Raw genomic sequence first — 16,034 nt, forward strand, 5'->3', positions numbered from 1 at the left:
TACGATGTCTGCTAATACTGTAACGACCAATCGTCAAAGAGATGTTCAGGTTGCTGAAATTGGTAAGAATACATTAATTTTGCGATCGCGGACTTGGGAGCGACTAAAATTTGAGGTTGAGTATTCCCGCCAAAAGGGAACTACAGCTAATTCTTATCTCATCCAAGCCGATAAAAAAGCTTTAATTGATCCCCCTGGTGAATCTTTTACGGAAATTTACCTCCAGGAACTAGGGCAACATCTAGATTTCACCACCCTAGATTACATTGTTCTCGGTCATGTCAACCCGAACCGCAGAGCTACTTTACAAGTATTGCTCTCTCAAGTTCCACAAGTCACATTAATTTGTTCTCGCCCTGGGGCTAATGCACTCAAAGCGGCTTTTCCTGAGTGGGAGTCACGCATTCAAGCTGTGCGCTCTGAAGATACTCTAGATTTAGGACAGGGACATCATCTCACATTTGTGCGCGTACCAACTCCCCGTTGGGCTGATGGACTCTGCACTTATGATTCAGCTACCAAGATTCTCTATACAGACAAATTTTTTGGTGCGCATATTTGCGAAGATACTTTATTTGATGAAGACTGGAAAACTTTAGACGCGGAACGGCGTTACTATTTTGACTGTCTCCATGCACCCCAAGCCAAACAAGTTGAAGTTGCTTTAGAAAAATTCTCGGTTTTCCCCGCCAAATCTTACGCCCCTGCTCATGGGCCAGTTGTGTGTTACAGCCTCAGCCGCTTTACTTATGATTACCGCCAATGGTGTCAAGGGCAGAAATCTCAAGAATTAAGTGTGGCGTTGCTTTACGCTTCTGCTTATGGAAACACAGCAGTTTTGGCAAATGCGATCGCTCAAGGTTTAATTGAAAATGGAGTTAATGTCGAATCTATTAACTGTGAACTAGCTGATACCGCCGAAATTACCCGCATTGTCGAAGCTAGTGATGGATTTATTATTGGTTCACCCACTTTAGGCGGCCATGCACCGACTCAAATTCAAACTGCTTTAGGAATAATTCTAGCCACAGCAGCGAAAACCAAATTAGCCGCAGTATTTGGTTCTTACGGCTGGAGTGGAGAAGCCATTGACTTACTAGAAAACAAACTCAAAGATGCCAATTATCGTTTAGGGTTTGAATCAATTCGCGTCCGCTTCACTCCTACAGCCGAAGTTCTTCAACAATGTCAACAAGCCGGTGTAACCTTTGCCCAAAACTTGAAGAAAACTAAAAAATTGCGGACTACCCGCCAAGTTGTTACAGAAACCCATGTAGATCGTACCGAACAAGCAGTAGGGCGAATTATTGGTTCTTTATGTGTAGTCACAACTCATGATGAAGACACCCACAAAGGCGTTTTAACTTCTTGGGTATCTCAAGCCACCTTTAACCCTCCAGGAATCATGATTGCGATCGCTGATGAACAGAACGCAGATTTAATGTGTCATTCCGGCGATAAATTTGTGCTGAATATTCTCAAAGAAGGTAGAAATGTCCGCCGCTATTTTTCCCGCCAAAGCACTTTAGGAGATAACCCATTTATCAATCTTTCTACAAAAGTTGCTGTTAATGGTTGTCTCATTCTCACCGAAGCATTGTCCTATTTAGAATGCACAGTTCAAAATCAAATTAAATGCGGTGACAGATGGTTAATTTACGCAGTAATAGATAACGGCGAAGTCCTTGAAAACGAAGGATTAACCGCCCTCGAATACCGTAAATCAGGCAGCTATTTTTAATAAAACTCCGCGTCCCTCTGCGCCTACCACCCTGCGGGTTCGCTCTTAGCGTTCTCGTAGAGTAGCCGAAGCGTCTACAGCGTTCCTCCGCGTTAAAAACTCCTCCCCAAATTACTATGCCTACATTTGTTGCTGTTGATCAAATTGACAAAGTATTTAACCTCACTGGCGGTGGTCAATATATCGCCCTCAAAGGAATTGATCTGCAAATTAAAAAAGGAGAATTTGTTTCTTTAATTGGTCACTCCGGTTGCGGTAAATCGACTTTATTAAATATGATTGCTGGCTTGGATTTACCAAGTGAAGGTATTGTGACTCTGGAAGGACAAAGAATTACTAAGCCAGGGCCAGATAGGATGGTAGTATTCCAAAATTATTCCTTGTTGCCTTGGCGGACGGTACGAGAAAATATTACTCTCGCTGTAGATTCAGTCATGCGGGGAATGCCAGAAGCTGAACGCAAGGCCATTGTAGAAAAACATATAGATATGGTGGGTTTGCGTCCCCATGCAGATAAACAGCCGGGGATGTTATCGGGTGGACAAAAGCAGCGAGTGGCGATCGCTCGCGCTTTAGCAATTCGTCCTAAACTACTACTATTAGATGAACCCTTCGGCGCATTAGATGCCCTGACACGGGGTAACTTACAAGAACAGTTAATGCAAATCTGCGAAGAAAATCAAGTTACCGCCGTGATGGTAACTCATGACGTAGATGAAGCAGTGCTGTTATCTGACAGAATTGTCATGCTCACCAACGGGCCAGAATCCAAAATTGGTGACATCTTAGAAGTTGATATCCCCCGCCCCCGTAAACGTATGGAAGTAGTAGAACACCCAAGCTAGAAAAATATCCTAATACCTATATTGCCTTAACCAAAGCCTTACTAGAAGCCTGCCAGTATTGTGCTAACTCCGAAAATGCGGAAGAAATTAGACAAATTTTAGCAAGTAGAGATTACGTTAGCACCGATTTAGAGTACTGAAAACATCTACCTAGCAGTTAACGCCGTTTACCCCAACAAAATAGAAGCCGAAAAACGGTCAATTGTCTGGGAACACCTAGCAATGGTGGGTTTAGGTGATGCAATGGACAAGAAACCTACCCAAATGTCCGGGGGTATGAGACAACGGGTTTCCATAGCGCGTGCTTTGGCGATTCGTCCCAAAGTTTTAATTTTAGACGAACCTTTCGGCGCATTAGACGCGATTACCAAAGAAGAATTACAGGAAGAACTGCTGAAAATTTGGAACGAAAATCGCTGTACTGTGTTGATGATTACTCACGACATAGATGAAGCCTTATTTTTGGCAGATAAACTAGTGATGATGACCAACGGCCCACACGCCAAAATTGGTGAAGTCATGGAAATTCCTTTTTCTCGCCCACGCGATCGCGCCCTCATCATGGAAGATCCACAATATTACAAGCTGCGTAACTACGCCTTATATTTCCTCTTCAACCGTTTCGCCCACGATGATGTCGGTTAACAGCGTTCCTCAGATCACGACTGTTAGCACTAGTAAAAGATAAAAGGTAAAATCATCTGAGTTTGCCGCTTATCTTCTACCTTTTTTAAACAGCAATCATCAATAATCTGTGATGTACTATATCCCCAGCTTTTTTGAAAAGTTGGGGATTTGTGATATTTAGCACCGAGCCGACTAATGCGTAATTCGTAATTAATAACTATCTTAATTTTTAAATATGATAAATCTAGATACTTTTAAGAAAATATCATTGCTATATTCTTAAGCATCTATCACCAGCTCATTACGATAGAATAAATACACTAATAGCAAAAAGAAGTTAAACTATAGGATTCATATTTGATTTTTGAAATACACGTAGTGTGTTAGCGTCAGCGTAACGCATCTTCTCCAAAGCTTATGGTGCGTTACGGCTTACGCCTAACACACCCTACACATACTGAGATTTTTATGCGCAAGCGCAGGCTATGCCAACAGAAATCAAATCGGATTCCTATAGGTTGCATACAGCAGTAAAAATTCCTAACGGAAATATAGTTATTGGTAGTTTATCTAACGTAAATCTTAAAGCATAATAATCAAGAGTGAGCATGATACATGGACTAGGAAAGAGGCTAGATACTAGATACTGGAAATAAAATTAGGCAAAATCTACAGATGTTGGTGGTCTATACCCACTCTACACTTAAAATTCAAGTGTAATCATTATTTCTACAATTAAAATTTATCTCTACATATCCTAACTACGAATTACGAATTACGAATTATTATGACTCTCCGCGCACTACTATTAGTAAATCGTCATGCTCGCCAAGGACAAGCACGTCTATTGGAAGCAATTCATTATCTAAAAACACTCAATTTTGAGTTAATCGAAGAATCAACAGAACATCCGAAAAATCTTGGTCAAATTATACATAAATATAAAAATCAAGTTGACTTAGTAATAGTTGGTGGTGGTGATGGTACTCTAAATGCCGTCGTTGATGCTTTAGTAGAAACTCAATTACCTTTAGGAATTTTACCTCTAGGAACAGCTAATGACCTAGCCAGAACTTTAGGAATTTCTAACTATTTGCCCGAAGCTTGTCAAACAATTGCCCAAGGAGAATTAAGACGTATTGATTTAGGCTGTGTGAATGGTAAACACTTTTTCAATGTTGCTAGTTTGGGGCTGAGTGTAAAAATTACCCGCCGACTAACCAAAGAATTCAAACGTCGCTGGGGAATATTCGCTTATGCTATTACAGCACTACAAGTCATTTGGGAGTCTCGTCCCTTTAGCGCGGAAATTCGATGTAAAGATAGAGTTTACCGTGTTAGAACTGTACAAATTGCTGTTGGAAATGGTCGCTATTATGGCGGAGGTATGGCTATAGTTCCCGATGCCAGCATTGATGATCAGAGACTAGACCTTTATAGTTTAGAAATTAGCCATTGGTGGGAAATTATTCCCTTATTACCTGCAATGCGAAATGGGCGACATATTCATCGGCAAAATGTCCGCGCCCTGAATGGACAGGAATTTGAGATTTATACACGCAAACCCCGTGCCATTAATACCGATGGCGAAATCACAACCTACACCCCTGCCACATTCCGCGTCATCCCGTCAGCTGTAGCTGTCTTAGTTCCGCCAGTGTGAGAAGGGAGTGGGGGAAGAATAACTGATGACTAATGACTAATGACTTGATATTGTAAGAAATAATGGTGGGTGCATTTGTATTGATATTTCATATTTATTTTACTTAGGTTAAGTGGGGTATTGTGGCAATTCACATCAACTCACACCAAATACGCTTGAGTTTTTCTCAAGAAATTAAGTCCTTGCTGCAACGTTTAGCTGAACAGCATTTGACGCTTGGTGATATTTTGGCGGAAACCTCAGAACGGGGTTTTAGCTTGGTTATTGCATTATTAGTTTTGCCGTTTTTGTTTCCTATGCCACCAGGAGCAGCAGGGCCTTTTGGTGCAGCTTGTTTGATATTATCAGTACAGATGCTTTTAGGTAGGCGATCGCCTTGGCTACCCAAAAGAATTGCCCGTTATAAATTTCCCCGCCCCTTTGCCCAGTTTCTTCTCCAGAATCTGCGGCGTGTCACCAAAGTTGTAGAGAAAATCGCCCGTCCCCGGTTAGCGAAAATTGCTCATCATCCTTTAACTTGGCGCGTTAACGGGCTTTGTATTTCTTGGCTGACTATATTACTTATGTCACCAATTCCCTTAACTAACCCCATTCCTACTGTAGGTATTTTATTACTCGCGATCGCCACTATTGAATCAGATGGTTTGCTGATTTGCCTCAGCTACTTTATCACTGCTTTAATTACAGCGATTTTTGCATTTATTGGTTATGGGTTATGGTTGGCTCCTAGCATTCTGCCATCTATATTCAAATAGGGTGTGGGAAATTAAAATATTAACAAATACAAATTATGATCGATGAATTAGCCACTCTCAAACAAGAACTAATTGCAATTTCTGAAGCTAGTGACATGGGTTTCAACTATACCCCCAAAGCCAAAGAGCAAGTTGAAAAATTAGTATCATCTTTGGAGGTACTAAATCCCCACCCTGAACCCACCCACCATCTTGAGTTGATTCAAGGGCGCTGGCGCTTACTATATAGTACCTTTGGTTTAGAAAAAGAAACTACCCTACAACGTCTTTCTTTTGGTAAATTACCTAATGTAACTGTCACTGTCACTGGTATCTTTCAAGAGGTTTATACAGATACTCAACAGTACAATAACCTAATTGAATTTACAGCAGATGCTGATATTCAAGGTATTACTCTAGTTGCAGGACACTACACAATTGAAAATTCTCAGCGTCTTAATATTGATTTTTTAGAAACATCTGTAAAAAGTGCCATTAGTTATTTGAGTGATTCCGATTTTCGTGAGGCTCTAAACATAGATTATGAGTATCCTTTAAAATCCACACTCTCATTTAATGGTTGGTCAGATATTACTTACCTTGATGAAACTCTGCGTTTAATGCGTGGTAATCAGAAAAATCTATATGTGTTAATTAGAGACAGTTGTTTCAATCCCTGATAGGGATTTTTGTTAATTAAAACCTTGCCCCTAAAAACAGCAGTCCCAGCGTTACAGCTAGTTTCAATCCCTGATAGGGATTTTTGTTAATTAAAACCTGGTTTAGGTGTTTTCTTGAGTTTCTTTCATATATGTTTCAATCCCTGATAGGGATTTTTGTTAATTAAAACGTTCAAAAGCGCAGTTGTTATGCCAAAAATCCACGTTTCAATCCCTGATAGGGATTTTTGTTAATTAAAACATTATTCATTATCTGAATTAAGTCATCTACGTCACGTTTCAATCCCTGATAGGGATTTTTGTTAATTAAAACCAGGGTGTTCCGGGCGCTAGGGGTCTACAGGGTGGTTTCAATCCCTGATAGGGATTTTTGTTAATTAAAACGTGGCGGTAATCTTCGTAAGTCTGCCAAGCAACTTGTTTCAATCCCTGATAGGGATTTTTGTTAATTAAAACTCAGGGTCATCCGAGCTAGTCTCTAGTGTAACTTCGTTTCAATCCCTGATAGGGATTTTTGTTAATTAAAACTGGAGGATTCAGTTCACGGGTAAACTCGGGGTATGATTTGTTTCAATCCCTGATAGGGATTTTTGTTAATTAAAACGTTGATTGGTGTTATTATTTGTGCTGTCACAGATGTTTCAATCCCTGATAGGGATTTTTGTTAATTAAAACCTGCGGATTCTAAGTTATACCTGGAACTACTGGGTTTCAATCCCTGATAGGGATTTTTGTTAATTAAAACAAGCAGTTACATCGTTAATCGAACAAGCTCAGGTTTCAATCCCTGATAGGGATTTTTGTTAATTAAAACTTACCAATTAGAGTTTTTACCAAGTAGCCGTTTGTTTCAATCCCTGATAGGGATTTTTGTTAATTAAAACTCTTTATCTCCTGATCAAAGAAACGGTCAACTGTTACGTTTCAATCCCTGATAGGGATTTTTGTTAATTAAAACTGTAGATTCTACTAATGTTGTAGAAACTACAGAAGTTTCAATCCCTGATAGGGATTTTTGTTAATTAAAACTTCAGCTTCAATTCTTAGATTGTCTGATGGAGTTATACGTTTCAATCCCTGATAGGGATTTTTGTTAATTAAAACATTATCAAGCTATTAAGGTGTTAGAAAAGCTTAGTTTCAATCCCTGATAGGGATTTTTGTTAATTAAAACGCGATCGCAGTCCAGCCTCAACAATTCTCTTCAGCGTTTCAATCCCTGATAGGGATTTTTGTTAATTAAAACTTCAATTAGATTCTAAGAAAGAGTTGATCACTCTTGTTTCAATCCCTGATAGGGATTTTTGTTAATTAAAACCTTTTCAGTATGGTGATTATGCCCAACACGCTATGTTTCAATCCCTGATAGGGATTTTTGTTAATTAAAACTTATCAAGTATTGATAGCTGTAAAGCCGTGTATTGATGTTTCAATCCCTGATAGGGATTTTTGTTAATTAAAACTGCCGGAGTTTAGAAGGCTTATGGTATTTGGTTTTCAAGGTACAGTTGCGTCAATGTGAAACTAAAGTAGCCTTTTAGGCATTGGGTTGTCAAGAGCAGGATCTCAAAAAAGACCTGAAAACTGACTCCAGAAAGAAATTCAAGCGATCGCGTCAACCTCATCTTGACATCAAGCTGCTTCAAATCCATACATGATAAGCTGTTCAGCTATAAAATCGTGTCTCTTGAGAAAAACACCTCTAGGTTGACGCTCACCACCAGCGAAATTCTACGTTCCTGATTTTGAGTAAGTATAAAGTCTCGTTTATTACTAATAACAGAATTTCAATTAAGAATTACAAATTACAAATTATAAATTGATACATACCATAAGGGATCAAAATCAAAATAGGCATTTAACAACAAGAATGCCTGAAAAGTCGATAATCTTGTAACTATGTACAAATATTAAGACAAGCGACTCTTAAGCAGCTTAGAGAAGCAAAGGTTATACTTTGTGGAAAAGGCGTGCTTAAATTACTGTTTTTAATAACTTTTGGAAATCAATGGTGCTAAATTTTCGCTTTGCTGTAGTCAGCGACTTACACATCGCGCTTCCTCACACAATCTGGGATCATCCTAGTCGGTTTCATCTGGTAGAAGTGGGTATTCCAGCTTTTGAAAGCGCCATCAAACATTTAACACAACTTGATTTAGATTTTCTTTTGCTCCCTGGAGATTTAACCCAGCACGGTGAACCAGAAAACCATCTTTGGTTGCAAGAGTGCTTATCTAAATTGCCTTTTCCAGCTTATGTTGTACCTGGTAATCATGATGTTCCTGTGGTGATGGCAAATCAACAATCAATCGCTTGTGCTGATTTTCCCCAATATTACCGCAAATTTGGTTATGACAATACTGACAAACTTTACTACACTCAGCAATTATTACCCGGAGTGCGGTTAATTGGTTTAAATTCTAACTTTTTTAATGAACAAAATCAGCAAGTAGGGCGTTTAGATGCCGAACAACTCCAATGGTTAGAAGAAGTACTAGCAGCAGCAGTTGATGAACTAGTGTTAGTCATGGTGCATCACAATGTAGTGGAACATTTACCCCATCAATCTCGTCACCCGATGGCATCCCGCTATATGTTGGAAAATGCGCCAGAACTAATGCGGCTATTGCAACGCTATGGAGTCAAGCTAGTATTTACTGGTCACTTACACGTCCAAGATGTTGCTTATGCTGATGGCGTATATGACATTACGACAGGTTCTTTAGTTAGTTATCCTCACCCTTATCGGGTTTTAGAGTTTCATCGTGATCGACAGGGTCAAGAATGGTTGCAAATTTTGTCTCATCGAGTGGAATCAGTACCTGATTTCCCGAACTTACAACAATTATCACGGGATTGGATGGGCGATCGCTCTTTTCCTTTCTTAGTAAAATTACTAACTCTGTCGCCCTTAAACTTATCATTAGCCCAAGCCGAAGAACTAGCTCCCAGTTTGCGCGACTTTTGGGCAACAATCGCCGATGGTGATGCAGTATTAGACTATCCCCAGTTTCCCCAAAAAGTGCGCCGCTACATTCAAACATACAGTGCGATCGCCCGTAGTGGTACTCCCACCCTCATCGATAACAATAGCACCCTGTTGTTAGAAAAGATTGGAAGGTGAGACACCCAGAGACGTAGCAATGCTACGTCTCTCGGCAAATCCCAAATACGGAAGTGTAACCATGTAAAAAAGTTCTACCGCCCACTGGGCCAATTTCACCACCGCAGAAAAAACCACCTACGGGGATATCTTGGATGTAACTTCTAAATAGCTCAGAATCAAAGTTGGGTTTACCGTAGAGTCCTTCACCACGTCCTACACAGGCGAACATCAAAGCCCCAACCGCAGAGTGATCAAATTCTGGTTGGCTTTGATACTTTTCTAACAGAAATTCTAAGTCTTCGGCAGAGGCTTGAGCATCTCGCAGGTGGAATTGCAGACGTTGACCAGGACGGACGAGATCACCAATAGCGATCGCCCCACCAGATGGATCTACCCCCAAAATACTCCGAATTAAAAAGTCTCCTGGCTGCAAAGATAGCTTAAATTCATCCATCGCCACGCCGACAAACAAAGAATGCTGTGCCAAAGCTCGTTCTTGTTCACTCAAGCTAGCTATTAAATCTCGCAACACCACTAAAGGTACTTTCTCATCCAATTCTAAAATAATATTACGTTCAGATTTGGTGACTTGCATTGGTTGACCAATTGGTCTGCATCCTTGCGCCACAATAGTTTCTACAACAATGTTGCCACTCAACGCCAAGCCCACCGTACCCTCACGATGTAGGCTACCATTACAAAACAAAGCCAGACGACCACCCATACCCCCAGCGCTAGCTTGTCCACCTAAAATTACTGACCCTGGATAAGCAAAATCCAGTCCTTGTAATAAATCGTTAATTCCTGAAGAAAAAGCGCTGGACAGCAAAATAAAATGAGGCGTTGGTGATGATGGTACACCAATCAAATTAATCCAAGTATCCGGGGGGCTATCTAAATCAGGTAACTCCTCTGCAACAACATGAAAAACCTGTAAATTTACCCCTGGTAGGTGTGCCAAAGTTAAACTGATGGCTGCTTCTGACTCTAATTCTTGGGTTTCTCCACTAGTACCCGTACCAACCACACCACCACCGCTACACCCAATTAGTACAGGTACAGAAAGTTTTTCAGCCAGCAGAGGTAAAACCCTCGAATACTCACTAGCAAAAGCAGACGAAATAAATACCAGCCCCAAATCCGCAGGCGCTGTTAACGACGAGACAGCCCGTTGTACTACATCTGTAACAGCTGCTTCTAAAGAAGGGCGAGTTGATAGGGCATTTGCCCACTGCATTCGGTCTGCCATGAGTTTTAGGCTTCTTTTTCTTTTGTGGTTGGTCGTTTGCTGATTACTCAGCACTCTTCATTTTCTAAAATCTTAAAAGATAAACAAGTATATAAGATAGATGCTACAGTTTGCTGTAATTTTAATCGATACATCAAGCTACCCAATTAGCTGATGCAGCTCATTATGTAGAATGGTGATTGATAGAACGAAAAAATAGCAATTTTTGCAACTTTTCTATACTGTTATTATCAACACACAACGAGACTAAAGCAATGACTGACACACAAGCAAAAGGTATTCAAGACCAAATCCAAGACGAAGTAGAACAAGCTCGTGCCGTCTGTGACGTATCAGGTAGCAACTCAGCCGAGTGTGCTGCGGCTTGGGATGCAGTTGAAGAACTGCAAGCTGAAGCCTCCCACCAGCGCCAAGACAAAAAGAAAAATTCTCTAGAACAGTACTGTGATGACAACCCAGAAGCTGCTGAGTGCCGTGTTTACGATGAATAAAAATTAAGTTTGTGAACTTTTTTGACAGACAAGCAACCAGAATCTATTGACTTAGTATTTCACCTTTGTTAATGCGGCTCCTGCTGCACTTCTCCTCAGACTTATACAAAATTAAGCTAGTGGAGATGAGGCAATTCTTAGACAATTTGCTACAGTAGGTGCAAAATATTGACGATTAGGTTCTGCGAGTTGCTTGTTTTTTTACACCCCATCCGGTGACAAAAAAAGCATAAAAATATTTCTTAACCTAGTACAACGCGTCGTAAATAAGTCAACCATTCCCAACCAACGAAATGCTTTGTATAGCTGTTTGACTTTTGAATTCTGAATTTACGGCAGTACTAGCTCCTTGTCCCTAATCTCTAGCCCTTGTTTTTAAGCACCCTTAGCTATGCAAAATAACGTTTGGTTTCGCCAGTTAGTCTGGATTGATTACCGACTAGCCGTATTATTTCTGATGATTATTCCAATTATTCTGCTGATTTGGGCTTATGCTCAACAAGCTGAAGGAATACAAAGGCTATTAATGATTTACTGGCGAGCTTCTAGCCTACTAGCCATCACCATTTACCTCATGATTGCCCAGTACCCAGTTAGTTTTATCTCTGGGTTAATAGGACAAATCATCATTCCGATTTCTCTATGGTTTTGGGTTGATCTCAACGATGAAATTGAGTATCAACCAAGTGGGTTGTTAAAACTCAGCTTTACTTCTTGGCGTTGGGCAGTCACCATTTATTCTATCTTGGGGACTATAGCCTTTGTACCTTTTTTGGGTTGTGCTTTTGCCGGGAATGTGAGCCAGAATCCTACGTGTAATGTCTGGTTTGAAGCTCCCTTACTGTTTAAAGATTATTTCCACTACAATAGTAAGCCTGGCTTTTTAGGATTTTTAGGAATAGTTGGTTTAATCATATATGTGCTGTATCTAAGCTACTTTGTCTTAGTGAAGTTGGGCAAGCAGGGACGTTCGGCTACACCACAGTAAACTATCACTACGCTTCAATTCTCAATTTCCAGCTTTTAAAATGAACCCAATTGGCAAGCGGCTAGAACAATACACTACCAAACGTCTGCAAGAAGTTTTATTAGTAACAGTGGAAATCGCCGATGAACAAGACAAAGTAGCCATCTTCAAAGGTTTTTCTAGTTCATTGATGCGTCCGACTGCATTTGATCCCGATGTCCCAGTGATTCCAGACGGGGCAAGAGTTATTAGTATTGATCGCATAGCCAGTCCTTATAATCCTGAATCCCCCCGTTACATCCAACGTGAAATTTCCTGGGAAGCTATGGAAATTATTCTCGCGGAAGTGGGTGTTTGAGTGGGGAAATGAGGGCGAATTACTATGAACTGTGGACTATTGACTATTAACTAATGCGTAGCGGATATACTTTACCTGTTTTTGCTTGTGCTGCTGCTATTGCGGCTTTGCATTGGTTGCGTCAACGTCAATCGCTACAAGTTGCATTGGTAGATTTGATTGAGCCTGCACAAATTGCGGAAGTACCTGTTGAACAGGTGGCAGGATTATCGGCAAATATGGCTTTAGCAATTACTCGCAGTGCTCCTGGTGATAATCTTGATTTGACTAAAAATACCCCGATTTGGGCTTTGGTGGAATGGGGCGGTGTTGGGGATGAGCCGGTAACTATCAAAGGTGGAGAAGGGATTGGTAAGCAAACCAAGGCTGATAATCAAGCTGCTATTTATAGTTATGCTCAAAGGTTGTTAAAAGAGAACTTATCTCGATTATTAGCCGCAGACGAAAGAATTATTGTCACCATAATTTTACCAGAGGGGCGATCGCTCGCTGTTCGTACTTCTAATTCTGCTTTTGGGGTTGTGGAAGGACTCTCTCTATTAGGCACAACAGGTATTTCTCAACCTTTGAGTTCACCAGATCAACTAGATGCTTTTCGCAGCGAATTACAACACAAAGCTAGTTTGTTTGAGAGTCTGGTATTTTGCATTGGGGAGAATGGCTTAGATTTAGCGCCAAAAATCGGTATTAATCCTGAGAAATTAGTAAAAACTGCTAATTGGTTAGGGCCGATGTTGGTGGAAGCTGATGCTTTGGGTGTTAAGGAAATCTTATTGTTTGGCTATCACGGTAAGTTAATGAAACTAGCCGGGGGAATTTTTCACACCCACCACCATTTAGCTGATGGACGGCGAGAAGTTTTAGCAGCACAGTGTGCTTTAGCTGGTTTAAGTAAACAAGATATAGAAGTAGTATTTCATAGCCCGACGGCAGAAGCTGCTCTGAAACACTTAAAAGCGTTAGATGCTGCTACTGGTAGTGATTGGGTGAATCAAGTTTATAGTGCGATCGCCGAAACTATCGATGCTCGTTGTCATGAATATATTCAAAGCCAGAGTAGTAGAGGCGCACCAGTCACAGTCTGCGGCTCTATTTTGTTTGACCGCGATCGCAAAATTATCGTAAAGAGCAAAACTGCTTGTAACTTACTGGGAAATTTATGTTAATTTATTATGAATAATCATAAATAATTCCAATAAATAACTTTTTCAGTAGCAACCATAGTGTAATTTATACCTCTTAATACAATGCCGTAGTGGCAAAACAAACGCATTCTACCTAGCGTTTGTCATAAATCAATTCACCATTTATCAGCCCAAGCAAGCTGGAAATGGTGTTTATGTTCAGAACCCAAAACAACCATCTACTACCAGACTTACACTTTCTCTATTTATGAATACAGCGGTGACTCTACTAACCGAACAAGCCCCTCAACCAGTGGAAGAGTTTGGGCGGCTTGAGCGTCAAATCATTATCATATTAGACTTCGGCTCTCAGTATTCAGAACTGATTGCTAGGCGCATCCGCGAGACTCAAGTATACTCTGAAGTCTTGTCTTATCGCACCCCTGCTGAACAGTTGCGCCAATTAAATCCCAAGGGAATTATTCTTTCTGGTGGCCCCAATTCAGTTTATAGCGATCGCGCTCCCCATTGTGACCCAGAAATCTGGAATTTGGGAGTCCCAATTTTGGGTGTCTGCTACGGAATGCAGTTGATGGTAAACCAACTCGGCGGGGAAGTAGCCAAGGCTGACCGGGGTGAGTATGGCAAAGCATCACTACATATTGATGATCCCACAGACCTACTGACCAACGTCGAAGATGGCACTACGATGTGGATGAGTCATGGCGATTCAGTCACAAAAATGCCCCCAGGGTTTGAAGTCCTGGCTCACACGGATAATACACCTTGCGCGGCGGTTGCTGACCATGACAAAAAACTTTATGGTGTGCAGTTCCACCCAGAAGTAGTCCATTCCATTGGTGGTTTGGCATTAATCCGCAACTTTGTTTACCACATCTGCGAGTGTGAACCCACTTGGACGACAGCAGCTTTTGTGGAAGAAGCCATTCGGGAGGTTCGCGCTAAAGTTGGTGAAAAACGCGTACTTTTGGCGCTTTCGGGAGGAGTAGATTCTTCTACCCTGGCTTTTTTAATGCACAAAGCCATTGGTGACCAATTGACCTGTGTATTTATCGACCAAGGCTTTATGCGGAAGTATGAGCCGGAAAGGTTGGTGAAACTATTTCAGGAGCAGTTTCATATCCCTGTGGAATATGTTAACGCCCGCGATCGCTTCTTAGCAATCATGTCCGGTGTGACTGACCCAGAAGAAAAACGCCGTCGCATCGGACACGAATTTATCCAAGTATTTGAAGAAACATCCAAAAATCTTGGCCCCTTTGATTATCTAGCTCAAGGGACTCTTTACCCAGATGTCATTGAATCGGCTGATACCAATGTTGACCCCCAAACTGGGGAACGGGTAGCAGTGAAAATCAAAAGCCATCACAACGTAGGTGGATTACCCAAAGACCTGAGATTTAAACTAGTCGAACCCCTGCGGAAACTTTTTAAAGATGAAGTCCGTAAAGTAGGGCGGTCTGTTGGTTTACCAGAAGAGATTGTCCAACGTCAACCATTCCCCGGCCCTGGTTTAGCGATTCGGATTTTGGGTGAAGTCACCGCCGACAGGTTGAACATTCTCCGCGATGCTGATTTGATTGTCCGCCAAGAAATTAACCAACGTGGTTTGTACAATGAATACTGGCAAGCATTCGCTGTGTTACTTCCTATTCGTAGTGTAGGTGTAATGGGTGATCAACGCACCTATGCTTACCCCATTGTTTTGCGGATTGTCAAGAGCGAAGATGGCATGACCGCAGATTGGGCGCGTGTACCTTACGATGTGTTAGAAGCAATTTCTAACCGCATTGTGAATGAGGTGAAAGGTGTTAACCGCGTGGTGTTTGATATTACCTCTAAGCCACCCGGAACCATCGAGTGGGAATGATTTCAATTTTGGATTTTGGATTGAAAATATAGTAATTATGTAGGGTGGGCGTTGCCCACCTTATTTGTTGTTAACTTCCCAGCTATTTGCTGAAAATTCAATACCAAAGGTAAAAATTGCCACATTCTTTAGAGGTTAGTCATGGGGATTGATGAAATACTTAAAGCTTACCGTGAAGAAATTTTGAGAATTGCTGCTCAGTACGGAGCATATAATTTGCGAGTATTTGGCTCAGTTGCTAGAGGTGAAGCAAGACCAGATAGTGATGTAGATTTTTTGGTAGAACTTGAACCACAAAGAACTTTATTAGATCAAATTGCTTTGATGCAATCATTGGAAGATTTGCTGGGACGTAAAGTAGATATAACTGAACCAGAAACTCTACATGAGTGTATTAAAGAAAAAGTGCTAAAAGAAGCTGTCGTTTTATGAGAGATGACTGTCTTTACTTAGAGGTGATTCGTAAAGAAAATCTAAAGAGCTTTTGAGTAATCTGGACTAGATTTTAATCTAGATCAGGTTGAGTAGTTGTAGAAAATATGAGTAGTCTACCTAAGA

12 protein-coding genes, 3 pseudogenes and 1 CRISPR repeat array are annotated in these 16,034 nt (G+C 40.9%); of the genes and pseudogenes, 14 read left to right on the plus strand and 1 reads right to left on the minus strand.

Going from position 1 to position 16,034, the window contains the following annotated elements; all coding sequences use genetic code 11:
• The first annotated feature begins 4 nt into the window (after nucleotides 1–4).
• The 8 genes and pseudogenes from H6G18_RS04950 (at nucleotide 5) to H6G18_RS04985 (ending at nucleotide 9,414) form a co-directional block, all read left to right on the plus strand.
• A complete protein-coding gene (locus tag H6G18_RS04950) occupies nucleotides 5–1,741 on the plus strand; it encodes a diflavin flavoprotein (RefSeq protein WP_190405974.1) in 1,737 nt (578 codons plus the stop codon).
• Between the two features lie 116 nt (nucleotides 1,742–1,857).
• A pseudogene (locus H6G18_RS04955) lies at nucleotides 1,858–2,583 on the plus strand (nitrate ABC transporter ATP-binding protein); the annotation flags it as partial.
• Nucleotides 2,584–2,606: 23 nt separating this feature from the next.
• Nucleotides 2,607–2,726: a hypothetical protein gene (locus H6G18_RS25240; protein WP_190405993.1), complete on the plus strand. Its 120-nt coding sequence runs from the start codon at nucleotides 2,607–2,609 to the stop codon at nucleotides 2,724–2,726.
• Nucleotides 2,725–3,231 (plus strand): annotated as a pseudogene (locus H6G18_RS04965) (ATP-binding cassette domain-containing protein); the annotation flags it as partial. The gene H6G18_RS25240 and the pseudogene H6G18_RS04965, both read left to right, overlap by 2 nt.
• A gap of 769 nt (nucleotides 3,232–4,000) precedes the next feature.
• Nucleotides 4,001–4,876: a lipid kinase gene (locus H6G18_RS04970; RefSeq protein ID WP_190405975.1), complete on the plus strand. Its 876-nt coding sequence runs from the start codon at nucleotides 4,001–4,003 to the stop codon at nucleotides 4,874–4,876.
• A 122-nt stretch (nucleotides 4,877–4,998) separates the two neighbouring features.
• Complete coding sequence (locus H6G18_RS04975) at nucleotides 4,999–5,631, plus strand: exopolysaccharide biosynthesis protein (RefSeq protein WP_190405976.1); 633 nt, start codon at nucleotides 4,999–5,001, stop codon at nucleotides 5,629–5,631.
• Nucleotides 5,632–5,666: 35 nt separating this feature from the next.
• Nucleotides 5,667–6,251, plus strand: a pseudogene (locus tag H6G18_RS04980) (PAP/fibrillin family protein); the annotation flags it as partial.
• Between the two features lie 25 nt (nucleotides 6,252–6,276).
• Nucleotides 6,277–7,753: a CRISPR direct-repeat array (repeat unit 37 nt; unit sequence GTTTCAATCCCTGATAGGGATTTTTGTTAATTAAAAC).
• A gap of 545 nt (nucleotides 7,754–8,298) precedes the next feature.
• Nucleotides 8,299–9,414 (plus strand): metallophosphoesterase family protein, encoded by a 1,116-nt coding sequence (locus H6G18_RS04985; RefSeq protein ID WP_190405977.1) that lies wholly within the window; start codon nucleotides 8,299–8,301, stop codon nucleotides 9,412–9,414.
• A gap of 22 nt (nucleotides 9,415–9,436) precedes the next feature.
• Here H6G18_RS04985 and H6G18_RS04990 read toward each other — a convergent pair whose 3' ends face one another.
• A complete protein-coding gene (locus H6G18_RS04990; protein ID WP_190405978.1) occupies nucleotides 9,437–10,645 on the minus strand; it encodes an FIST signal transduction protein in 1,209 nt (402 codons plus the stop codon).
• Between the two features lie 254 nt (nucleotides 10,646–10,899).
• Here H6G18_RS04990 and H6G18_RS04995 point away from each other — a divergent pair, with 254 nt between their 5' ends.
• From H6G18_RS04995 to H6G18_RS05020, 6 genes are all read left to right on the plus strand, one after another.
• On the plus strand, nucleotides 10,900–11,136 hold the full coding sequence (locus tag H6G18_RS04995; protein ID WP_190405979.1) for a Calvin cycle protein CP12: 237 nt from the start codon (nucleotides 10,900–10,902) through the stop codon (nucleotides 11,134–11,136).
• Nucleotides 11,137–11,527: 391 nt separating this feature from the next.
• On the plus strand, nucleotides 11,528–12,124 hold the full coding sequence (locus H6G18_RS05000) for a DUF3177 family protein (protein ID WP_190405980.1): 597 nt from the start codon (nucleotides 11,528–11,530) through the stop codon (nucleotides 12,122–12,124).
• Nucleotides 12,125–12,164: 40 nt separating this feature from the next.
• Complete coding sequence (locus tag H6G18_RS05005) at nucleotides 12,165–12,461, plus strand: DUF7734 family protein (RefSeq protein ID WP_190405981.1); 297 nt, start codon at nucleotides 12,165–12,167, stop codon at nucleotides 12,459–12,461.
• A gap of 53 nt (nucleotides 12,462–12,514) precedes the next feature.
• A complete protein-coding gene (gene cbiD / locus H6G18_RS05010; protein WP_190405982.1) occupies nucleotides 12,515–13,627 on the plus strand; it encodes a cobalt-precorrin-5B (C(1))-methyltransferase CbiD in 1,113 nt (370 codons plus the stop codon).
• 226 nt (nucleotides 13,628–13,853) lie between these two features.
• On the plus strand, nucleotides 13,854–15,476 hold the full coding sequence (gene guaA / locus H6G18_RS05015; protein WP_190405983.1) for a glutamine-hydrolyzing GMP synthase: 1,623 nt from the start codon (nucleotides 13,854–13,856) through the stop codon (nucleotides 15,474–15,476).
• A gap of 141 nt (nucleotides 15,477–15,617) precedes the next feature.
• Nucleotides 15,618–15,908, plus strand: a complete 291-nt coding sequence (locus H6G18_RS05020) for a nucleotidyltransferase family protein (protein ID WP_190405984.1) — start codon at nucleotides 15,618–15,620, stop codon at nucleotides 15,906–15,908.
• Nucleotides 15,909–16,034 lie beyond the last annotated feature (126 nt).

Source organism: Anabaena subtropica FACHB-260 (assembly GCF_014697105.1).
In the GTDB taxonomy this organism is placed as follows: Bacteria; Cyanobacteriota; Cyanobacteriia; order Cyanobacteriales; family Nostocaceae; genus Trichormus; species Trichormus subtropicus.